The organism is Pseudomonas pohangensis (genome assembly GCF_900105995.1).
Classification (GTDB): Bacteria; Pseudomonadota; Gammaproteobacteria; order Pseudomonadales; family Pseudomonadaceae; genus Aquipseudomonas; species Aquipseudomonas pohangensis.
The window spans coordinates 2,028,776-2,050,564 of the sequence record NZ_LT629785.1; the positions used below are offsets into that span (position 1 = coordinate 2,028,776).

Annotated in this window: 17 protein-coding genes and 1 pseudogene; 12 read left to right on the top strand and 6 right to left on the bottom strand. The window is 60.9% G+C overall.

Features of this window, described 5'->3' with window-relative positions:
• Positions 1-170: 170 nt before the first annotated feature.
• Positions 171-872: a DUF2064 domain-containing protein gene (locus tag BLT89_RS09485; RefSeq protein ID WP_197673496.1), complete on the top strand. Its 702-nt coding sequence runs from the start codon at positions 171-173 to the stop codon at positions 870-872.
• Positions 865-1,581: a TIGR04283 family arsenosugar biosynthesis glycosyltransferase gene (locus tag BLT89_RS09490; protein ID WP_090194499.1), complete on the top strand. Its 717-nt coding sequence runs from the start codon at positions 865-867 to the stop codon at positions 1,579-1,581. The genes BLT89_RS09485 and BLT89_RS09490 overlap by 8 nt, the downstream gene beginning before the upstream one ends.
• A 66-nt stretch (positions 1,582-1,647) precedes the next feature.
• Here BLT89_RS09490 and BLT89_RS09495 read toward each other — a convergent pair whose 3' ends face one another.
• On the bottom strand, positions 1,648-2,646 hold the full coding sequence (locus BLT89_RS09495; RefSeq protein WP_231974998.1) for an HAD family hydrolase: 999 nt from the start codon (positions 2,644-2,646) through the stop codon (positions 1,648-1,650).
• 101 nt (positions 2,647-2,747) lie between these two features.
• Positions 2,748-4,379: an arylsulfatase gene (locus BLT89_RS09500; protein ID WP_408003074.1), complete on the bottom strand. Its 1,632-nt coding sequence runs from the start codon at positions 4,377-4,379 to the stop codon at positions 2,748-2,750.
• A gap of 441 nt (positions 4,380-4,820) precedes the next feature.
• On the opposite strand from BLT89_RS09500, the pseudogene BLT89_RS18075 reads away from it, so the two are divergent.
• The 3 genes and pseudogenes from BLT89_RS18075 to BLT89_RS09510 all read left to right on the top strand — a co-directional run.
• Positions 4,821-4,952: pseudogene (locus BLT89_RS18075) on the top strand (LysR family transcriptional regulator); the annotation flags it as partial.
• 66 nt (positions 4,953-5,018) lie between these two features.
• The gene (locus tag BLT89_RS09505) at positions 5,019-5,804 is read left to right on the top strand and encodes a substrate-binding domain-containing protein (RefSeq protein WP_231975000.1); all 786 of its coding nucleotides are present in this window, start codon (positions 5,019-5,021) and stop codon (positions 5,802-5,804) included.
• A gap of 140 nt (positions 5,805-5,944) precedes the next feature.
• Positions 5,945-6,751: a DUF547 domain-containing protein gene (locus tag BLT89_RS09510; protein ID WP_090194503.1), complete on the top strand. Its 807-nt coding sequence runs from the start codon at positions 5,945-5,947 to the stop codon at positions 6,749-6,751.
• Positions 6,752-6,754: 3 nt separating this feature from the next.
• Here BLT89_RS09510 and BLT89_RS09515 read toward each other — a convergent pair whose 3' ends face one another.
• Positions 6,755-7,186, bottom strand: a complete 432-nt coding sequence (locus tag BLT89_RS09515; RefSeq protein ID WP_090194505.1) for an abscisic acid-deficient protein Aba4 family protein — start codon at positions 7,184-7,186, stop codon at positions 6,755-6,757.
• 334 nt (positions 7,187-7,520) lie between these two features.
• Between BLT89_RS09515 and BLT89_RS09520 the strand changes: the two genes are divergently transcribed.
• Together BLT89_RS09520 and BLT89_RS09525 are read left to right on the top strand one after the other, a co-directional pair.
• A complete protein-coding gene (locus BLT89_RS09520) occupies positions 7,521-9,269 on the top strand; it encodes a SulP family inorganic anion transporter (RefSeq protein WP_090194507.1) in 1,749 nt (582 codons plus the stop codon).
• A gap of 70 nt (positions 9,270-9,339) precedes the next feature.
• Positions 9,340-10,554, top strand: a complete 1,215-nt coding sequence (locus tag BLT89_RS09525; RefSeq protein WP_090194509.1) for a class I SAM-dependent methyltransferase — start codon at positions 9,340-9,342, stop codon at positions 10,552-10,554.
• An 851-nt stretch (positions 10,555-11,405) separates the two neighbouring features.
• Here BLT89_RS09525 and BLT89_RS09530 read toward each other — a convergent pair.
• Entirely contained in the window at positions 11,406-12,824 is a 1,419-nt protein-coding gene (locus BLT89_RS09530; protein ID WP_090194510.1) for an SRPBCC family protein, read from the bottom strand.
• 145 nt (positions 12,825-12,969) lie between these two features.
• Here BLT89_RS09530 and BLT89_RS09535 point away from each other — a divergent pair, with 145 nt between their 5' ends.
• The 4 genes from BLT89_RS09535 to BLT89_RS09550 all read left to right on the top strand — a co-directional run bounded on the left by BLT89_RS09535 (position 12,970) and on the right by BLT89_RS09550 (position 18,046).
• Positions 12,970-14,598 carry a GMC family oxidoreductase gene (locus BLT89_RS09535; RefSeq protein WP_090194512.1) on the top strand — a complete coding sequence of 543 codons (1,629 nt, stop codon included), beginning with the start codon at positions 12,970-12,972 and terminating at the stop codon, positions 14,596-14,598.
• A gap of 115 nt (positions 14,599-14,713) precedes the next feature.
• Complete coding sequence (locus BLT89_RS09540) at positions 14,714-16,093, top strand: NfeD family protein (RefSeq protein WP_090194514.1); 1,380 nt, start codon at positions 14,714-14,716, stop codon at positions 16,091-16,093.
• The gene (locus tag BLT89_RS09545) at positions 16,083-16,835 is read left to right on the top strand and encodes a slipin family protein (protein WP_090194515.1); all 753 of its coding nucleotides are present in this window, start codon (positions 16,083-16,085) and stop codon (positions 16,833-16,835) included. The genes BLT89_RS09540 and BLT89_RS09545 overlap by 11 nt, the downstream gene beginning before the upstream one ends.
• A gap of 395 nt (positions 16,836-17,230) precedes the next feature.
• Complete coding sequence (locus BLT89_RS09550) at positions 17,231-18,046, top strand: hypothetical protein (protein ID WP_090194517.1); 816 nt, start codon at positions 17,231-17,233, stop codon at positions 18,044-18,046.
• 72 nt (positions 18,047-18,118) lie between these two features.
• On the opposite strand, the gene BLT89_RS17930 is transcribed toward BLT89_RS09550, so the two are convergent.
• The gene (locus tag BLT89_RS17930; protein WP_331712570.1) at positions 18,119-18,346 is read right to left on the bottom strand and encodes a GMC oxidoreductase; all 228 of its coding nucleotides are present in this window, start codon (positions 18,344-18,346) and stop codon (positions 18,119-18,121) included.
• Positions 18,347-18,422: 76 nt separating this feature from the next.
• Between BLT89_RS17930 and ald the strand changes: the two genes are divergently transcribed.
• Positions 18,423-19,544 (top strand): alanine dehydrogenase, encoded by a 1,122-nt coding sequence (ald, locus tag BLT89_RS09560; protein WP_090194519.1) that lies wholly within the window; start codon positions 18,423-18,425, stop codon positions 19,542-19,544.
• Between the two features lie 79 nt (positions 19,545-19,623).
• On the opposite strand, the gene BLT89_RS09565 is transcribed toward ald, so the two are convergent.
• Positions 19,624-21,744, bottom strand: coding sequence for a PQQ-dependent dehydrogenase, methanol/ethanol family (locus BLT89_RS09565; RefSeq protein WP_090194521.1), 2,121 nt, complete (start codon positions 21,742-21,744; stop codon positions 19,624-19,626).
• Between the last annotated feature and the right edge of the window lie 45 nt (positions 21,745-21,789).

Consider the following 21,789-nt stretch of genomic DNA (forward strand, 5'->3'; position numbering starts at 1 on the left):
GATTTCCGGTAAAAATTCTGAATGCTGCCGTTGTGCGACGATTATATGGGCAGGCCCGGGCGACTGAGCCACAGGCTGCGCCCGCACATGCTGCCGGATGTAACAAAGCCGGCCTGGTGCTGTCTGTTACACCAGAAAGAACGTGAATAACCAACAACTGGAGTCAGGGTTTGACGGCAATACATGCACACCAGCACAACAGCAGCCAGGGAGCCGCACTGGTTCTGTTGTGCAAGCGTCCCGCACCCGGCCATTCCAAGCAGCGCCTGGCCGCGCAGATTGGCCAGCAACCGGCACTGCAGATTGCCGGACTGCTGCTCGACTGCGCACTGGAAGATCTGCAGCAATGGCCCGCTGCCAGAGTGCTGGCGCCTGATCACGCGCAACATCTGGCCTGGGCGCAGGCGCTCTGCCCGCAGGCGCGGGTGCTGGCACAAGGCGCAGGCAATCTCGGCCAACGCCTGAACGATCTGGACCAGCGCCTGCGCGCACTTGGCCACCGGCAACTGCTGTTCATCGGCAGCGATGCGCCGGCCCTGCAGGTCAGCGACTTGGCGCGGGTGACAGCCGCGCTGGAAAACGCCGACACGGTGCTGCTGGCTGCCCGCGATGGTGGCGTGGTGCTGATGGCGTCGAATCTTGCCTGGCCCGATCTCAGCCAGCTGCCCTGGAGTACCGCGCAACTGGGCCAGGCACTGGCCGACTGTTGCCGGGACGCCGGCCACAGCGTACAGATCGCGGGCGAGCTGTTTGATATTGATCATCAGCAAGACCTGTTGCTGCTGGCCGACGCACTGCACGCCGAGCAGCGGCCGGCGCGGGTGAAGTTGCGCAACCACCTGGCGGCAGCGGGAATGGCCCGGCATGACTGAAGCCGCGATCAGCCTGATCATTCCCTGCTACCGCGACGAAGCCTGTCTCGCCGCCCTGCTGGCCAGCCTGCGCCAGCTGCCGTCTGCGACGGTGGCCGACCTGCAGATCATCGTCGTCGACGGGGCAAGCAACCCGGCCTGCCGCGAACTGTGCCAGCAGTACGATGCCCTGTGGCTGGCCGCTGCACCCTGCCGCGGTGAACAGCTGCGGCTCGGTGCGGCTCAGGCTGCCAATCCCCTGTTGTGGTTTCTGCACGCCGATGCGCAGCTAGAAGGCGATCCGCTGCCGGCGCTCCGCGCAGCGCTCAACAGCGGCGCAACGGGCGCTTACTTTGCCTTCCGCTTTGCCGGCCCCGGCTGCTGGCAGGGCCGTCTGATCGAACGCCTGACCAACTGGCGCACGCGTTGCGGCATTCCCTACGGCGATCAGGGATTGTTCGTCCGCGCTGCTGCCTATCAGCAGGCCGGACAGCACAGTCCGTGGCCATTGTTCGAAGAAGTCGAGTTGATCAGAGGGTTGCGCAGACAGGGGGCGCTGGTTCAGCTCAAGCAGGGCCTGCGGGTGGATCCAAGGCGCTGGCAGCGTGATGGCTGGTGGTGGCGCTCCCTGCGCAACCGCCTGTTTGCCCTGGCGCACCGGCTCGGCGTGCCGGCCAGCGTACTGGCCCGGCGCTATGCATCGGCGGCATCGGGCCGGAAGCACAAATAAAAACACCGGCTTGCTGCTGCAAGCCGGTGCTGATAGCTGGTTCAAGCCTTGCGGCGAGTAACTGCGTTACTCGTAGGCGAAGATCTTGTTCCAGTCGTTCTTCATGCTGATAACAGTCCAGCCTCTTTGCTTGGCTTCCTGCATCAGTGCATCACTGAAAGTACCTATCTTCGAGTCCGGACCGTAGCTGTATTCACGCACTGCGTCGTCGTGATGCACCAGCATCATCAGGCTCGCTCCGTCACCGGCCTGGGTCCACTCGAGCATCTGCTGGTCACCGGTGGAGTTACCGAACGCAGCCACCGGGCGGCGGCCAATGTGTTCGTTGATACCGATCGGCTTGCCGGTCTTGTCGTCGATGAAGTTGATTTCCGGCAGCCTGACCAGTGCCGGTTTGCCGTTGCGAGTCTCGAATTTGGTCTTGATGCTGCTGCCGACCACTTGCTCAGGCGGGATGCCGTAGACCTTCTCGGTCCAGGGACGCATGAACTCGATACCGCCGCCGGATACGATGAAAGTCTTGTAGCCGTTGGCACGCATATAGGCCAGCAACTCAACCATGGGCTGGTAGACCATTTCGGTGAAAAGCTTGCCGGTCTTCGGATGCTTGGCGGTAGCCAGCCAGTCCTTGACGGTTTTCTCGAACTCCGCGGTGGTCATGTCGGCGTGGGTTGCCATGACGACTTCAAGAATCGCCTTGTCACCACCGGCCAGGGCACCTTTCAGGTCGCCCTTGAGCAATGAAGCGAAGGGTTCCTGGCCTTTCCACTCGGGATGCTGCGGTGCCAGGGTCTTCACCCGATCCAGTGCAAACAGCAGCTGGACGTACATTGGCTGTTCAACCCACAAGGTACCGTCGTTATCAAAAGTCGCGATGCGCTCGGAGGGCTCTACATATTTTGCGCTGTTCTTGTCCGTGGTTTCCTGCACGAACTTGACGATGGCCTGCTTGGTCGGGCCTTCGTTCCAGGAAGGCAACGGATCGCTTGCATGGGCAAACGCGCTCAGGGCACACAGGGCACCCAGCGCAAGGCCGCGCAGGGTGTTGGGTAGGGTTATCATCATGCTTGCTCCTTGCTTGAAAAAGGCGCCTCCGTTTGCACAGGGGCGCCATACTGCAAAGCTTGTGACCTTGTCTGGCCGCAGCCAGGCAAGGTCACAGCGGGTTAGTTACCGGTTGGCAATGGCAGGTTCACGCCATCCTGAGCCAACTGCTCACGCACCCACTTGAACTTCTGGTAGTTGGTAATCGTGATCGGTCCGGTGTAAGTCTCGCTCTGCAGCTTGCGCGGCGGATACTCGACATAGGTCTTCATCAGCTTTTTGATGGCTGCGCTGATGGTAACCAGGGTCCAGGTGCGCTCGGTGTAGTTGTTCATGAAGATGTCGTAGCGCTCCTGCGGGTCCTGCCACAGGTCGAACACCTGCGGCACGGTAGCGGCATACTTCTCCGCGCCTTTCCAGCCGAGGTTGCTGTCGACAGCCAGACCACCGGTCTGCGCACCATCATCACCACGCAGGTTGAATACGGCCTTGTAGTTACCCACACGGGCTGCGCCGGGGCTCAGCTCGTTTTCGGTAAAGTAGAACCATTCGTTGCGCGGGTTCTTGCCGGTGCCCAACAGGACCGGGGTGATATCGTAGCTGTCAAAGATGATCGGCTGGCCTTCACGATCCTTGGTTGGCAGTTTTACCCCGGCAACCGAGGCAAAGGTTGCCATCAGATCAAGACCACCGACGATGTCGTGGTTCTTCGAGTTGGGCTTGATTTTGCCTGGCCATACCGCGATGGCAGGAACGCGGTTGCCGCCTTCACGGTCAGTACCCTTGGTGCCACGGAACGGGGTGTAGCCGGCGTCCGGATAGACGTCCTGCCATGCGCCGTTGTCAGTGGTGTAGACCACCAGGGTGTTCTTATCCAGGCCCAGCTCCTTCAGCTTGTCCATCACCCGGCCGATGCGGGTATCGAGCTCCACCACCGAGTCGGCGTATTTGCTCTTGGACAGTGACTTGTGCTCGAACTCCGGTGCCGGCAGGTTCGGCTGGTGCACCTTCATGAAGTTGACGTTGATGAAGAACGGGGTATCCGGCTGCTTGGCGGCATCTTCAAGAAACTCCAGTGCGGCCTTTTCGACATACTCGTCGAAGTAGGGAATGCCCACCACACCCTTCGGATAGTTGACGCCATGCAGGGTGACGTTCTTGCCCGGCTCGTTGACGTACTGACCGTTGATCTTGAAGTCCTCGACCGGCTTCTCGCCAGCCTTGCCCGACAGCGAACCCTTGGTCACTTTCTGGAACATGGCACGCAGGTCTTCCGGCATGTCCGGGAACCAGGTCGGGTCCGCATAGGTATAGGCGTTGAGGTGATAGAGGCCGACGTACTTCATTTCGTCGTAACCCTGAGCATTGGGCAGTGCATAGTCTGCCTCACCCAGGTGCCACTTGCCGGTGAAGTAGGTGTGGTAACCACCCTGCTTGAGCACCGAGGCCAGGGTCCACTCGGCAGCCGGCAGACCGCCACCCTGGCCCTGGAAGGCCACCGTGGTCATACCGCTGCGGTTGGGGATGCGCCCGGTCTGCATGGCTGCACGGCCAGGCGTACAGCTCGGCTGGGCATAGAACGAGAACATGGTCATGCCCTCGTTGGCCATCTTGTCAATGCTCGGGGTAGGCATGCCGCGGCCTTCACCACCGCCATAAGGACCCAGATCGCCGTAGCCGGTATCGTCAGAGACGATGAACAGAATGTTGGGCTTTTCGGCTGCCAGGGCAACGCCCGGGGCAATGCCGATCATCAATGCGGCCAAGGCCGCTGAAATCAGGTTTCGTTTTTTACTCATGTCATCCTCCAGTTTTCCGATCCCCGCTGAAGCTGTTTCCAGCTACTTTTTTGCTTTGACTCAACGGATCAGGGCTTAAATTGTTCCTTCAAAATTTCCGACTTGCTGATGAGCACTCCACGTTACGCTGCTTGTGTGACACTTCGACTTCCAGCAGACCCCTGCGATGCTTGGCTTTTCAGCGGCATGAAGCAGGCCACTGAAAAACCTGAAGGCGGCTGACAACCCGCCATTAAGCAGTTTGTCAGTAAGAGTTTTCATGGCTAATCCCTTGCGGATTTCATGCCGATTGGTGTCATTCTTGTTTTACACTGGCGTTAACAGCACGATAGAAGTAGCAGCTCAGCTACGATATTTCAAATAGCCAAAATAAAACTTTTTGATAACCATTCAGTTATGCTTTTTAATAAAGTTCGCCTGCAACATCTGCTCAGTATTGCCGAACATGCGCATTTTGGCCGGGCCGCTGCGGCTCTGAATATTTCCCAGCCGGCACTGAGCAAAAGCATTAAAAGCCTGGAGACCGACCTGGGTTTCCAGCTGCTCGAGCGCAGCCGAAAAGGCACCGCTCTGACGGTATTCGGTGAGCTGGTTGTGCGTCATGGCGCGCTATTGATTCAAGCGCAAAGCGAACTACTGCGCGAACTGCACTTGTTGTCCGATCTTGAAATCGGGTCGTTAAGGGTGGCGCTTGGCCCTTACCCCAGCGTGATTTCCGGTTATGAGGCTGCGGGCAAGGTATTGGCGCTGTATCCCAAGCTGAAAGTTTCCCTGCGGGTGGGTTGCTGGAAAGAAGTCGCCCGACTGGTTCTCGATCGGGAGGCCGATATCGGCGTGGCAGAACTGAGCCTGGTTAGCGATGACAGCCGCTTTGTCACCGAGCTGGTTGGTCAGCACCAGGGGCGTTTTCTCTGCCGCCCCGGGCACCCGTTGCTTGGCAAGGGTGCCGTGCCGATGTCGGCGCTGTTTGATTTTCCCTGGATCAATACCCGCCTGCCCAAACGCTGCACAGCGGACTTTCCGCGCGAGCCGACTGCTGCAGGTTCATTCGATCCGCGCACGGGCGAGTTCGTGCCATCGACCGAATTTGATACGCCGATCCAGTTGGCTAAATTGATATCAAACACCGACGCTGTGACTTTTTCGAGCTTGGGGCTGGTGGAGGCAGAATTGAAGGCAGGGTTATTAGTACCTATTCCGGGAATTGCTCTGACTGGCAATTACGGCTTCATTTACTTGCAGAATCGACCGTTATCTCCAGCTACCCTGACCTATATGAAAGCAATACGCTGTGTCGAGAAGGCTTATTGCCTGCGTGAACAACGGCTGGAGAAAAAGTACCAGGCGCTGCTCCAGGTGCCTGATGGCAATCAGCAATAAATCTGCAGTTCCACGAGTTCTGCTCGATCCCCACTAACGCTATTGCCAGCTGCTCTTGCCTTCAGCTTTTCAACCGCTTCACCAGCACCACGCATCCGCCGCGAGTTTCCTGCACCCGGAAGCGACCTTACGGAGTAGCCATGCGATCCCTGTTGCTAGCGTTCATCCTGTGCCTTGGCAGCAGCACCCTGCATGCCGGAAGCCGTTTCGATGACAGCCACGGTCAGTGGACGGCGTTACTGCAAAAGCATGTGCAGTGGTTTGACCAGGGCACGGCCAGCGCCGTCGACTATCCGGGCTTTCAGGCCGATCAGGCGCAGCTGCAGGCTTATCTGGACGGTCTGTCGGCGGTGACTGCGGCGCAATACCGGCAGTGGTCACGCGCGCAGCAACTGGCTTTCCTGATCAATGCCTACAACGCCTTTACCGTGCAACTGATCCTCGCGCATTACCCGCTTGAATCGATCAAGCAGATTGGCGGACTGTTCAGCAATGCCTGGCGGCAATCCTTCATCCCGCTGCTGGGCCAGACCCTGACCCTGGACGACATCGAACACGGCATGATCCGCCAGACCGGCGTATTCGATGATCCGCGCATCCACTTCGCGGTGAACTGCGCCTCCATCGGCTGCCCTGCCCTGCGCAACGAGGCGTTTGTTGCCAGCCGGCTCGACGCCCAGCTGCAAGACAGCCAGCAACGCTTTCTCCGCGATCGCAGCCGCAACCGCTATGACCCGCAACGCAAACGCTTTGTCGTCTCGAAGATTTTCCAGTGGTATGGCGAGGACTTCGACAAACGCTGGGGCTCGCTGGAACGCTACCTGCAACAGCACGCAGACAGCCTGGCCAACCCGGCAGAACTGGAGCGCGCCAGGCAGACCGATGAAGTTGCCTTTGGCTTCTACGACTGGAATCTCAATCAGCGCACAAGCGCAACACAGCAGTAGCTATCAGGCACCCAGCAACAGCCGCAGCAGCAGAAAGGACAGCAGCCCGAGCGGGCCGAACATCAGGGTCAGTACGTAGCACGGCAGCAGCCAGCCATGACTGATCCCCGCCAGAGCGCCTTCCTGGCGGATATACAGGCCGACCATCAGATCGAACACCAGAATATGTACCCAGCAAGCCAGCGCAGCCGTCGGGTTGCGCATCAGTGCCAGCACACCGTTGAGCGTGAAAAAACCCGGACGGCCAGTACCCGGCTCGCCTTTTTGCGTCAATGCTGCCTTCAACACCCAGGCATAGATACCGATTAGCAACAGCACGCTGGTGGCCAGCACCAGGCTTTCCGTGTGCGCCCAGCCGGGTAATAAAACCAGCAGCAGCCAGCCACCGAGGGCGGCGAGGCTGGCAATCCTGAATAGCGCGGCAAGGGCAGGCATGGCGGTAACTCCAGACGGGTTCAGCGCACAGTAATCCCGCTGTGCTGCGTTTGATAGCTGACAAAACCGCCTGAATAGGCAACCATCAGGCAACAAGCTACCCGGCAACGGTTTCGCCCACGGCTTTACTTGTCCGGGATTGAGGCAGCTGACTGGCCCCGGGATTTTCCGCTGGTTGTTGCCAGCCCGTTTAGCCGGGTAGGCGTAGGCTGGGCTTCAGCCCACCACCTACCCGCACTGCAGTATTTGCCGGGCTGCAGCCCAGCCTGCCGGAGCAAAGCGTAGACTGACACTTGCGCTCCCAGACCAACCGCATATTTTTCGAGTTTTCCGTATGACTGATCCAGCAATCCAGACGCCACCGCCCGCAAGCCCTGCCGCCCAGACCCGCAGCTGGCTGCACTGGCTGCCCGGCCTGCTGATGCTCAAAAACTACCGCCTCGACTGGTTGCCGCGGGATCTGGCCGCCGGACTGGTGCTGACCACCATGCTGGTACCGGTCGGTATTGCCTACGCAGAAGCCTCCGGCGTACCGGGTATTTACGGCCTCTACGCGACCATCGTGCCGCTGCTGGCTTACGCGCTGTTCGGCCCCAGCCGGATTCTCGTGCTTGGCCCGGATTCCGCCCTGGCTGCAGTGATTCTGGCGGTAGTGCTGCCGCTCTCGGGCGGCGATCCGGCCCGGGCGATTCTGCTCGCCAGCATGATGGCGCTGGTGTCCGGCCTGTTCTGTGTACTGGCCGGCTTGCTCAAGCTGGGTTTTATCACCGAACTGCTGTCCAAACCGATCCGCTATGGCTACATGAACGGCATTGCCCTGACCGTGCTGATCAGCCAGCTGCCGAAGATGTTCGGCATCAGCATCGACAGCGATGGCCCCTTGAACAACCTGTGGAGCCTCGGTCAGGCAATTCTTGCCGGCCAGACCCACTGGTACAGTTTCCTGGTGGGCGCCGGCTGTCTGCTGGTGATCCTGCGTCTGGCGCGCTATGAACGCGTGCCGGGCATCCTGATTGCGATCATCCTGGTTACCCTGGCAGTCAGTTTCTTCAGTCTGGACAGCGCCGGCGTCAAGGTCCTGGGTCAGGTACCGCAAGGCCTGCCGTCCTTTGTCCTGCCGTGGCTGAGTGGCGTGGATCTGCTGCAGGTTCTGCTCGGTGGGATTGCCGTGGCGCTGGTGTCGTTTGCCGATACCAGCGTGCTTTCGCGCACCTATGCCGCGCGCACCCGCAGCCCGGTCGATCCCAATCAGGAAATGATCGGTCTGGGTGCCGCCAACCTGGCCACCGCGTTCTTTCAGGGTTTCCCGATCAGCAGCAGCTCCTCGCGCACCCCGGTGGCCGAAGCGGCCGGCTCCAAGACCCAGATGACCGGCGTGTTCGGTGCGCTGGCCGTGGCCGCCTTGCTGGTGTTTGCACCAAACCTGATGGAATACGTACCCAACAGCGCGCTGGCGGCGGTGGTGATTGCTGCCGCCATCGGCCTGTTCGAGTTCACCGACCTGCGGCGCATCTACCGCATCCAGCAATGGGAGTTCTGGCTGTCGATGGCCTGCTGCGTCGGCGTTGCCGTATTCGGGGCCGTTCCCGGCATCGCGCTGGCCGTCGGTCTGGCCGTGATCGAGTTTCTCTGGGACGGCTGGCGCCCGCACTTTGCCGTGCTCGGCCGGGCCACCGGTATCCGTGGCTTCCACGACATCCAGCGCTATCCGGATGCGCGACTGGTGCCCGGTCTGTTGCTGTTCCGCTGGGACGCCCCGCTGTTCTTCGCCAATGCCGAACTGTTCCAGCAGATCCTGCTGCAGGCCATCGAAAATTCGCCGCAGCCGGTCAAACGTGTGGTGGTGGCCGCCGAACCGGTGACCAGTATCGACGTGACCTCCGGCGACATGCTCGCCGAGCTGGCACAGACGCTGCACGCGCGCCAGATCGAGCTGCACTTTGCCGAAATGAAAGACCCGGTGAAGGACAAGCTGGTGCAATTCGAGCTGGTGGAAACCCTCGGTGCCAACATCCTGCATCCCACCGTCGGTGCTGCGGTGGATCAGTATCTGACCGATCACAAGGTGGAGTGGACGCCGTAAACGGTCGACAGACCGGCACCCGCTGCGCAAAATCAGCACCCCGCGACTGCAACCACACCAAGGCCAGCCCATGTCTGCTGCACCCGATTCAGCCTCCTCCGCGCCAGTCGATGACCGCGCGCGCTTTCTGGCGCAGCTGGACACCTGCCTGACCCAGAACACCCTGGTCAAGCTGGTGCTGTCGAAATACCGTGGCGAAGAGGCCGAACTGCAACGCGTGGTGGCCCGCCCGGTGAGCGTCAAGGGTCAGCCCTGCCTGACCTTCGTCTACAGCTACAAGACCCGCGACATCACCAAAAACCTGCCGCTGGCAGAGGCTTTCGAACAGGTCAGCGCGTGGCTGCCGGCAGCCTTCAAGAATGCCCATCTGCTCTCGCTCACCGAAGAGCTGCAACTGACCTTCAGCAAGAAGGACAAAGCGCAGCTGTTCACCGGCAAGACCGTGCAGCGCGAAGCGCCCAGCGCCGAACACAACCGCGAGAAAAAGCGCTATCTGGAACTGAGCCGACCGTTTCTGACTGACCTTGGCGTGACCAACAGCCAGCAGCAACTGATCCCGGCCATGGCGCGCAAATGGAAGCAGATCAACAAGTTCATCGAAGTGTTCTCCCATGCCCTGAACAGTTCTGTGCTGCGTGAAGACCAGCCGCTGCACGCGGTCGACTTCGGTTCGGGCAAGGGTTACCTGACCTTCGCCCTGCATGACTACCTGCGCAACAGCCTCGGCCTCGACGCACAGGTTCGCGGGGTGGAACTGCGCGAAGACATGGTGAGCCTGTGCAACGCGGCGGCGGCCAAACTCGAGCAGCCCGGACTGCTGTTCCAGCACGGTGATGTGCGCACCTACACGCCCGAGCGGATCGACATCATGATCGCCCTGCACGCCTGCGATGTGGCCACCGATTACGCGATCCACCTGGGCATCCGCAGCAATGCGGCGATCATCATGTGCTCGCCCTGCTGTCACAAACAGATCCGCCCGCAGATGCACACCCCGGCCATCCTCAAGCCGATGCTCAGCTACGGCGTTCACCTCGGCCAGGAAGCCGAGATGGTCACCGACAGCCTGCGCGCCCTGCTGCTGGAAGCCTGCGGCTACCAGACCAAGGTGTTCGAATTCGTCTCGCTGGAGCACACCAACAAGAACAAGATGATCCTCGCGGTGAAGCGCGCCGAACCGGTCGACCCCGCCGAACTGCTGGAGAAGATCGGTGCGATCAAGGCATTTTATGGCATTCAGGAACAGTGCCTGGAAAGCCTGCTGCAGGCGGATGGAAGGATTTGAGATTATGGCTGGGCGGATTGGTAATCCGTTTTGATCGTTCCCACGCTCCCGCGTGGGAATGCCTCCCTCGACGCTCCAACGTCTGCGAGCCAGGCTCCCGCGCAGGAGCATGGGAACCATCGGAACGGCGTGCTTGAGTTCAGCGCTTTCCTCAGCTTCGGGCTACAGGTTGCGCCCCGCCGGGCGCCTTACTTTTCTTTGCTTGTGCAAAGCAAAGTAAGCAAAAGAAACACACCCCGGCATCCGGGTCGCGCTGCGCGCGACTTCCCTCGCTGCGGCACCGTTCCGAGGGTCGTCTCGAAGGGCCATCCATGGCCCATCGTTCCTCATTTGGCATCCATGCCAAATGCCCCTCTGCACGGCACCTGCGTTCGGCCTCCTGATGGGGACTGATCGCCAGCCGAACTATCGTGTGGGGCGTACTCGCCACTGGCAGTACGCCGCCAGCAAGCGGGTGCGGCTGAAATGGTGGGCTGCTCGCTTTGCTCGCGAGGCCGCCCTAAGAGTCATCGGCTGGCACGAACCAACTATCCCGTCAGAAGGGTGAGTGGAATCGGTGTGCAAGGGGTTGAGCGGCAGGGATGCCGCGAGAGCTGCGATGGGCCAGGGACGGCCCTTCGCAGCGGGCCCCTGGAATGGCGATGGAGCGAACGTACCCGGAACGTAGCGAAGCGAAGTGATGGGCCGTATGTCGGGTGCGTTTCTTCTTGGTTACTTCTTCTTGCCGCATAGCAAGAAGAAGTAACTCGCCGTGCAAAGCGAAACCTGTAGCCGTGTGCCGAGGAAGGCGCCAAGGGCTGGCTCAAAGTTCGTGCCAGTCTCAAAAACCACAACGGATTACCAATCCGCCGCTATTCCACCCGCTCCTTCAATGCCTGCAACGCCGCATTGAATTTGCCCTCGATCACTTTGTGAAAAACGCCCCCCAGCCCGGGGACTTTCGAGCGGTAGCGGATGATCCAGTCAACACGGGTCAGATCCTTTTCGGCAGTCAGTTGCACATGTCCCCAGTAACCGACAAAAGGCGAGCCCTCGAGGATGCGATAACGGTAGCCCTGCCCCGGAATCCACTCGGTGATCTGCTCGCGGATGGTGCCTACCGGGGAGCTGACCACGCGCTCGGCGAAGCGCCCGTTGGGTTCTTTCAGGCCGGGTTTATCCAGACGCACCTGGCCCAGACCGGACCACTCGCTGAGCCCCTCATGGTCACCGAGCTCGGCAAACAGCCGTTCCGGAGTGGCGGCGATCTTGATCGAGCATTCCACGCGCTGGTTATCCAGCTCCGGGCGTTCATCCATGCGCGTCGGCACAAAGCCGAAGGCCTTGTGTGCCCAGCCCGGTTTGGCCCACATAAATTCGTAGGAGAAGCCCAGCGGGTCATCCACATAGACACAGCCAACCAGCTTCATATCCAGCACCTTGGGCGTGGTGGCCACAGCGCCATGCTCTTGCGCCTGGGCAAGCTGGGCGTAGACGCCCTTGCCGCTTTGCGGATCGCCAAAGCAGATGTTCAGGATGCCCTGGTCACACAAGCGGTAATCCTCCGGCAGGGGTTTGCCCCTGGGTTTCAGGTACTGCACGATTTCCAGCAAGATGGTTTCGTTATCGCTGCCACCGATAAACAGCTTGCGCTGGCAGCGCGCCCCCTCCAGCCCCCACAGCGCCTCATGCTCGTCGCTGTGCAGCTGCTCCGGCAGCTCGTACATGCCCAGCGCCTTGGTAACGAACTCCACCGACTTGTGCATGTCCGGCGTGGACATGGTCGCGGTACGGATCGCCACCGGGCAATCCAGACGGCCGACGCCTGATTTATCGGGCAGCGGGTCGTCCTCCATCAACTCGACGTAAACACCATCCGGGTTGCGCACACAAACCCGGCGCTTGCCCTCTTCGCCAATCGGCGGTGTGAGTGGCCGGGTGCCGATCAGCTCAAGCTGCGCCAGCGCGGCATCGAAATCCTCCACCCAGATGCCGCAGCGGGTGTAGCCGATATTGTTGGGCAGGTAGTCATCGGCCATCAGTTTGGAATTGGGTTTTTCATACTGGAACATTTCCAGCTGTGCCCAGTCGTTACGGCCGACCATGCACCAGCAGGTCATTGCCAGGCCGGGTATCTTTTGCACCAGGCCATCCGAAAGTGGCGGGCGAAACAGCAGACGGTTGCCGCCAGCCGGCAGAAACCCGAGACCTTCGCGCCACCAGGCCTCGGTGCGACGCAGATCGATCACGGCAAAGGCTATCTGGTTGAACGGTATGCTGACGATGGACATGCTGGCGATCTCTCACGCTGAAATTTTGAACGGGTTACACATTAACAGTAGCAAAGGGTTGAAACTACCGGTTCAACGCGGCTTTCAAGCCGCTAGACTGAGGCGCTGGCAGCAACGCCGGCCACGCCCTCGAACAGGACAGTGCATGCGCAACACATACGATTACATCATCATAGGCGCCGGTACCGCCGGCTGCCTGCTGGCCAACCGTTTGAGTGCCGATCCGTCCAGACGCGTGCTGCTGCTGGAAGCCGGCGCAGCCGACAACTACCACTGGATCCATATTCCGGTGGGCTACCTGCATTGCATCGGCAACCCGCGCACCGACTGGCTGTACCAGACCGAGCCGGATGCCGGCCTGAATGGCCGCAGCCTGCGCTACCCGCGCGGCAAGACGCTGGGTGGCTGCAGCAGCATCAACGGCATGATCTACATGCGCGGCCAGTCGCGCGACTATGACCGCTGGGCCGAGCTGACCGGCGACAGCAGCTGGAGCTGGCAACAGTCGCTGCCATTCTTCATGCAGCACGAGGATCACTACAAGGGCGCCAGCGCGCTGCACGGTGCCGGTGGCGAATGGCGCATCGAGAAACAGCGGTTGCGCTGGGATGTGCTGGATGCCTTTGCCGAGGCGGCCACCCAGGCCGGCATTCCGGCCACGGACGACTTCAACCGTGGCAACAACGAAGGCGTCGGCTACTTCGAGGTCAACCAGAAGGCCGGCTGGCGCTGGAATACCGCCAAGGCCTTTCTGCGCCCGACCTGCATGCAGCGACCCAATTTCACCCTGATGACCAACGTCCAGGTCAGCAAATTGCTCTTCGAAAACACGTCTGAGGGTGCTACCCGCTGCAGCGGTGTGCAGCTGTGCAAGGACGGTCAGATGATCAGCATGAATGCCGCGCGCGAAGTGCTGCTCAGCGCCGGCTCGATCGGCTCGCCACAGCTGCTGGAACTCTCCGGCGTTGGCGCCGCAGAGCGCCTGCAGGCCCTTGGCATCCCGCTGGTAAAAGACCTGCCCGGCGTCGGCGAAAACCTGCAGGACCACCTGCAGATCCGCGCCGTGTTCCGCGTAAAAAACACCCGCACGCTGAATACCCGTGCCAGCTCGCTGTGGGGCAAGGCGCTGATCGGCCTGGAGTACCTGCTCAAGCGCAGCGGTCCGATGAGCATGGCGCCCAGCCAGCTCGGCGCCTTTACCCGCAGCGATCCGAGCCAGCCGTGGCCGAACCTGGAGTACCACGTACAGCCATTGAGTCTGGAAGCCTTCGGCCAGCCGCTGCACGACTTCGATGCGATCACCGCCAGCGTGTGCAACCTCAACCCGAGCAGCCGTGGCAGCGTGCATATCCGCAGCGTCGATTACCGCGTAGCCCCGGCAATTGCGCCGAACTACCTGAGCACCGCCGAAGACCGCAAGATCGCCGCCGACTCGCTGCGCGTGACCCGGCAGATCATCGCCCAGCCGGCGCTGCAGAAATTCCAGCCGGAAGAATTCAGACCCGGCGTGCAGTTCCAGTCAGACGAGGAACTGGCACAACTGGCCGGCGACATTGCCACGACCATCTTCCACCCGGTCGGCACCACGAAGATGGGCCGCCGCGATGATCCGCTGGCCGTGGTTGACTCGCGGCTGAAGGTCATCGGCATCCACGGCCTGCGCGTGGTGGATGCCGGGGTGATGCCGCTGATCACCAGCGGCAACACCAACTCGCCAACCCTGATGATCGCCGAGCGTGCGGCCAGCTGGATTATCCAGGACGCGCTGGTCTAGCAATCTGCCCGACGACGGCTTACTGGTCTACGCTGAAGTTAGGTAGCCAGAACTTGCGCGCGCCTGCCAACGGGCTGCCGTGGAGTCGCCCGTGACCTGCTCAGCGATTCGCCACATGCTCTTTGCATTGAGCCAGCTGCTCTGCGCGGCGGCTCTGGCTGCGGCCCCGGCCCCGGTGGTGCAACTGCAGATTGACGGCGCGATCGGCCCCGCCAGTGCCGACTATGCAATACGCGGTCTGGGCCACGCGCAGGAACTGGGCGCGCAGCTGGTGGTTATCACCATCGATACCCCGGGCGGTCTGGACAGCTCGATGCGCGACATCATCAAGGCCATTCTCGCCAGCCCGCTGCCGGTGGCCAGTTATGTGGCGCCAAGCGGGGCCCGGGCGGCCAGTGCCGGCACCTATATCCTCTACGCCAGCCACATCGCGGCAATGGCACCTGGCACCAACCTGGGTGCGGCCACCCCGGTGGAGCTTGGTGGCCCGCCCGGCACCCCTGCCCCACCCGGTGATGAACCCAGCCAGCCCGGTCCGGAAGAATCAGGTAAACCGGCGCCGGCCGCCAGCGACAGCCTGAGCAAAAAACAGGTCAACGATGCCGCCGCTTACATCCGCAGCCTGGCACAGTTACGCGGGCGCAATGCCGAATGGGCCGAGCAAGCCGTGCGTGAGGCGGTCAGCCTGGCCGCCGGAGAAGCACTCAAGCTCAACGTGATCAACTATGTCGCCAGTGATCTGCACGACCTGCTCAAGCAACTCGACGGCAAGCGGATCGCGACCGCCAGCGGCGAAATCCGCTTACAGCCGAGCACGGCCATGCTGATCAACCTTGAGCCGGATTGGCGCACACGGTTGCTGACTGTGATCACCAACCCCAGCGTGGCGTTGTTGCTGATGACCATCGGCATCTACGGGCTGATCCTCGAATTCGCCAACCCGGGCAGTCTGGTCGGCGGTGTGCTGGGCGGTATCTGCCTGCTGGTCGGGCTTTATGCCCTGCAATTACTGCCACTGAACTACGCCGGCATGGTGCTGATCATGCTGGGGTTTGCCTTTATTGCCGCCGAAGCCTTTCTACCCAGTTTCGGCATCCTCGGCATTGGTGGTGTCCTGAGTTTCGGCATCGGCGCCCTGATTCTGATTGATACCGAGGTGCCCAACTTCGGCATACCGCTGCCCTTGATTATCAGCCTGGCGACCTTTAGCGGGTTGCTGGTGTTCGCCATCGTCAGCATGGCGCTGCGTGCCCGACGACAGCAGCTGGTCGGCGGCGATCAGGAGCTGATCGGCAGCCTGGCACGCATCGAAGCAGTGCAGACCGACGACCCCCTGCGTGGCTGGCTATCGCTGCAAGGCGAACGCTGGCAAGTGATCAGCCAGGCTCCATTGCAACCTGGCGCTGCGGTGCGGGTGCTGGCACGTCAGGGTTTACTGTTGGAAGTTGCAGTTTCACAGACTGCAGTAACCAGGGAGAACGATCATGAGCATTGAACTGAATTTCATCATCATCGCGGTACTGCTGCTCACTCTGCTGATCTCCACCTTTCGCATCCTGCGCGAGTACCAGCGCGGCGTAGTCTTCCAGCTCGGGCGCTTCTGGAAGGTCAAGGGACCCGGGCTGATCCTGGTCATCCCCGGTCTGCAACAAATGGTCCGCGTCGACCTGCGCACCGTCGTGCTGGATGTACCGACCCAGGACGTGATTTCCCGCGACAATGTTTCGGTCAAGGTCAATGCGGTGATTTACTTTCGCGTGCTCGATCCGCAGAAGGCGATCATTCAGGTCGAGGACTTCCTTGCCGCCACCAGCCAGTTATCCCAGACCACCTTGCGTGCCGTGCTTGGCAAGCATGAACTGGATGAGATTCTGGCCGAGCGCGAACGGCTGAACACCGATATCCAGCAGGTGCTGGATGCACAGACCGACGCCTGGGGCATCAAGGTGGCGAATGTCGAGATCAAGCATGTCGATCTCGATGAATCGATGATCCGCGCCATTGCCAAACAGGCCGAGGCCGAGCGCGAGCGGCGGGCCAAGGTGATCCATGCCGAAGGCGAACTGCAGGCCTCGGAAAAGCTCATGCAGGCCGCCGAGATGCTCAGCCGGCAACCGGGCGCCATGCAACTGCGCTACATGCAGACGCTGAGCAATATTGCCGGCGACAAAGCCTCGACCATTGTCTTCCCGTTGCCGATCGAGCTGTTGCAGGGGCTCATTGAACCAAAGCGCTAGCCTCACGGGTGGTTAGCATGCGCGCTCAAGTTCAGATGCCCCAAGCTTGGGGACAAATTGCTGAAGGCAGCGGCCCGGTTTGGTGGCCGGCTGTTGCTGGCCGATTCCATTCGAGCCTCGCCGCGTCCACTTTGCAGATGCCTGCTTGCCCTGGAATCAAGTTGCTGTGGGCAACGGCTCAGCTGCAGAGTTGCAAAATGGCCGGAAATGCAAGATTTCTCCATGCCGGCGAGTGCTAGATTGCCAGTATTGGAGGAAGCATTGCGGTGTGGGTGATGCGACCTGTCCATGCACGAGTCTGGCCTGCTGAAACACGCCTGCACCAGACCTGACGGCCAGACGAAATTGAGCTGGCTGCGTAGAACGACACAGCAATACATCGAGGACCGCAAACAATGAAAAAGCCCAATCCGAATTTCAAACTTGCCGCATTGCTCGGCAGCCTCCTGCTGGCGCTGGCCGTGCAACCGGCCGTGGCCGAGGAAACCGGCGCTGTCGTTCCTTCGGTCCTGACCGACGGCGTCAACGCCAAATCAGGGCGTGTCGATAACATGCACATGACACGCTATGTCGAGTTCTTCCTCGCAGCTCCCGACCCCAAGAGCAAAAAACTGGTGGCCGCCTGCTTCAACACCATGTTCACGCCCAAGGGCATCCCCCCTTCGAGAGATACCGCTCCGCAAAAGCTGGTAGAAGGCCTTGATTTCAGCAAGATCAAGAGCGAATTCGGCGTCATCGGCGCCTCCCTCAACGGCCCGAAACTGTGGTCGCCCGACTGGACCGATATCGAAATCGGCAAGGTACAGACCTTCAATGGCATCGAAGCCGCATGGGTGGCCCAGCTCAACATGGAGGAAGGCAATCGCGATGTGGACAAGAGCATCCCCTACAAGCCGGTAACCATCGCCCGCAAGAGCGCGCTGGGCTGGAACAAGGGCACCAAAGTCCTGCTGCTCGATGATGCCGATGGCAACACCTGGATCCTCAAGGGATTCCAGTTGGGCATCCATCCCAAACATACCTACGAGGAATTTGTCGCTGCCGGCCAGAGCAACTTCAAGCAACTCCCGCCAGGCTGGAAGTTCCGCGTCAAGGTGCTGGAAAAGGATCTGATCGAGAAGCCCGAAAACGGCGTGGCCTGGATCATGCCGGACGAGTTTTTCAACGTCTATGACAAGACCGGTCCGGGCATGATGAACTACAAGCCCTGAGGTTTGCCGCCGCTGAACTGCCACCGTTCCAGGGCAATGCACTTTTGCCTTCAGGATTTGGCAGAGCAGCACTCAGGCTTCAGACAGGCCATCCTGGATAATCCAGCTGGCCGCACGCTCGGCGATCATCAGGGTTGGCGAGTTGGTGTTGCCGCTGGTGATCAGCGGCATCACCCCGGCATCCACCACGCGCAGGTCGTGGATGCCGATGACCTTCAGCCGCGAGTCAACCACCGCTGACCGGCAATGTCCAAAGATTCCCGGTAAAACCCGGCTTTCAGCAATCTCTCCTTCAGACACTGGCAAATTCAGGCTCCTTGCCGATGGAAGCTGACTAGACTTACTTCGCGAAACCAACATTCACGAGGAGCCTGTCATGCGTATCGGCGTTCCCAAGGAAATCAAGGTTCATGAGTACCGTGTCGGCCTGACGCCACAGTCGGTGGCCGAGTTGTGCGGTCTGGGTCATCAACTGCTGATCGAAACCCGGGCCGGTGTCGGCATCGGTTTCAGCGATGCCGACTATGTGGCCGCCGGAGCGCAGATTGCCGCCTCGGCCGAGCAGGTGTTCAGCGAGTCGCAGTTGATCGTCAAGGTCAAGGAACCGCAGGCGGTCGAGCGTGCCCGGCTGAAGCCCGAGCACTGCCTGTTCACCTATCTGCATCTGGCGCCGGATCGCCCGCAGACCACTGAGTTGATGGCCAGCGGTGCCACCTGCATCGCCTATGAAACCGTCACCGACCGTAATGGCGGCCTGCCGCTGCTGGCGCCGATGTCGCAGGTGGCCGGACGCATGTCGATCCAGGCCGGGGCCAGCTGCCTGGAAAAAGCCCGCGGCGGGCGCGGCGTGCTGCTCGGCGGCGTGCCCGGGGTGGCTGCCGGCAAAGTGGTGATTCTCGGCGGCGGCGTGGTCGGCAGCCATGCACTGGCGATGGCGGTCGGGCTGGGTGCGGAAGTCTGCGTGCTGGACAAGAGTCTCGAGGCCCTGCAACGGCTGGATGCACGCTACGGCAACCGCATCACCACGCTCTACTCGACGCGCACCAGCGTGCGCGAACAGGTGCTCAGTGCCGACCTGGTGATCGGCGGCGTATTGATCCCCGGGGCGGCGGCGCCCAAGCTGATCACGGCGGAAATGGTCAGCCAGATGCTGCCCGGTTCGGTGCTGGTGGACGTGGCCATCGATCAGGGTGGCTGCGCGGAGACCTCAAAAGCCACCACCCACTCGGAGCCGACCTATATCGTCGACGGCGTGGTGCATTACTGTGTGGCCAACATGCCCGGCGCGGTGGCGCGTACCTCGACCCTGGCGCTGAACAACGCCACCCTGCCCTTCGTCATTGCGCTGGCGGGAAAGGGCCCGAAGCAGGCCATGCAGGACGATGCGCATCTGCTCAACGGGCTTAACGTGGCCCAAGGCATGATCACCTGCGCGCATGTTGCCGAGGCGCAGGATCTGCCGTATGAAGCTGCCGCCACCATGCTGCAGCGGCTGTAACAGCGGCTGGTGACCCGCCCCCTCTGCCACTGGCAGCAGAGGGGGCAAATCCTGCAACAGTCAGGGATACGGCAGCCAACTACTGCTGCTTGGCCTGGGCCTCTTCCATATCGTTTTTCAGGTCATGCGCACGCTTGATCAGGTAGGCATGGATTTTCTCGATATCACCGGGTTGCAGGCGTCCGCCGATAGGCGGCATGCCCAGGTGCGCACGTGAGCCATAGACGATGGCGGAGAACTGCTCGTGCTTCTCCGGCGTCAGGTAACGCAGATCCGGAATCGCATTGGCACTGTATGCACCAAAGCCGTGGCAGGCGCCGCAGTTATCCGCATACAGACGGGCACCCGCTTCCACCGATGCGGCACTGGCAGTCATGGGTGGCGGTGCGGGTACCGTCATCACGCGCCTGATCAATTCCGGCATGGGTTCCTTGCCGCCCAGCTTGAAGACAAACAGGCGTGCATCGGGAACTACCGGAGATTGTTCGCCAACCACCCCGAAGCCCAGCCCGAAAGAGCCGCCCATGCCGACGTTGAAGGCCACGTACTGCTCGCCATTGATTTCATAGGTAATCGGCCCGGCTATCACAGCACTGGATACCTGCTGCTGCCACAGGCGTTTGCCGGTATCAGCAGAGTAGGCATACAGGTAGCCGAAGGACGTACCCTGGAATACCAGATTGCCGGCGGTAGTCAGGGTGCCGCCGTTGTTGGTCATCGGGTATTCCACCGACCAGGCTTCCTTCTGTTTTACCGGATCCCAGGCCTGCAACTTGCCGCTGAACAACTTGGCCAGTTCTGCCAGCTCCTCCTTGCTCTCCTGCAGCTCGGGCAGCTTTACCCCGACATTCCACTTGCCAAGCTCCGGTGTCGCGGCTTTCTTGTCCGGATTGAAATACTCTGCGTTGGATTGCTGCGGAATGTAGACCAGACCGGTTTGCGGGTTGAAGCTCATCGGCTGCCAGTTATGCGCACCCAGCGGGCCGGGGAAAACCAGCTTGCCTTCACCTTTGGTCCAGTAGTCGGCGGCTTCGCGGTCAAAGATCGGCCGTCCGGTTTTCGGGTCGATACCTTTGGCCCAGTTAACCCTGGAAGCAAACTGGCCGGCGGAAATGAACTCTCCGCTGGCCGCATCCAGCACATAGAAGAAACCGTTCTTCGGCGCCTGCATCACCACCTTGCGCGGCTTGCCGTCGATCGGCAGGGTTGCGACGATGATGTCCTGGGTCGCGGTGTAGTCCCAGGAATCGCCGGGCGTGGTCTGGTAGTGCCAGACGTATTTGCCGGTATCCGGCTTGACCGCGACGATCGAGGAAAGGAACAGGTTGTCGCCCTTGCCTTCGCTGCGCAGCCCGTAGTTCCAGTAGGAGCCGTTGCCAACGCCGATGTACAGCAGATCCAGTTCCGGATCGTAGGACATGCCGTTCCACACGGTGCCGCCACCACCCTGTATCCAGTACTGGTCACCGAACCAGGTCTTGCGGATCATCTTGATGGTGTCGCTTTCATCGCCCTTGGCCGGATCACCGGGCACGGTGAAGAAGCGCCAGGCCTGCTTGCCGGTCGCTGCATCATAGGCAGTGATATAGCCGCGCACGCCGAGTTCGGCACCACCGTTGCCGATGATCACCTTGTCTTTGACGATGCGCGGCACACCGGTGATGGTGTAGTTGCGGTTCAGATCAATGACGGTATCGACCGACCAGATCTTCTCGCCGGTCTTGGCATCCAGCGCTTCCAGACGGCCGTCATACACGCCGACATAGACCTTGCCCTTCCATACCGCCACGCCGCGGTTGGCGGCGTCACAGCAACCCTTGTACTGCATGCCGCGGAATACCTTGGGATCATATTTCCACAGCAACTTGCCGCTCACCGCGTCCAGCGCATAGACCATGCTGTAGGCACCGGTGGTATAGAGCACACCGTCCACCACTACCGGGGTGGCCTCGACCACCCGATCCAGGTCGTACTTGAACTGCCAGGCCAGACCGAGCTGGTCGACGTTCTTGTCGTTGACCTGGGTCAGCGGCGAAAAACGCTGCTCGCCATAGGTACGTCCGGTGGTCATCCAGTTACCGGGCTCCTGATCGGCATTGATCAGCCGCTGGGCATCCACTGCCCCGCTGGCAGCACTGGCCAGCGGGGCAACGGCGAGCAGTGCGCAGAATTGCAGGGCATTGAAAATGGCGTGCCTCATCGCGTTTTCCTTGTAATTATCAGCTTTGAGTGAGGAGCAGCCGCT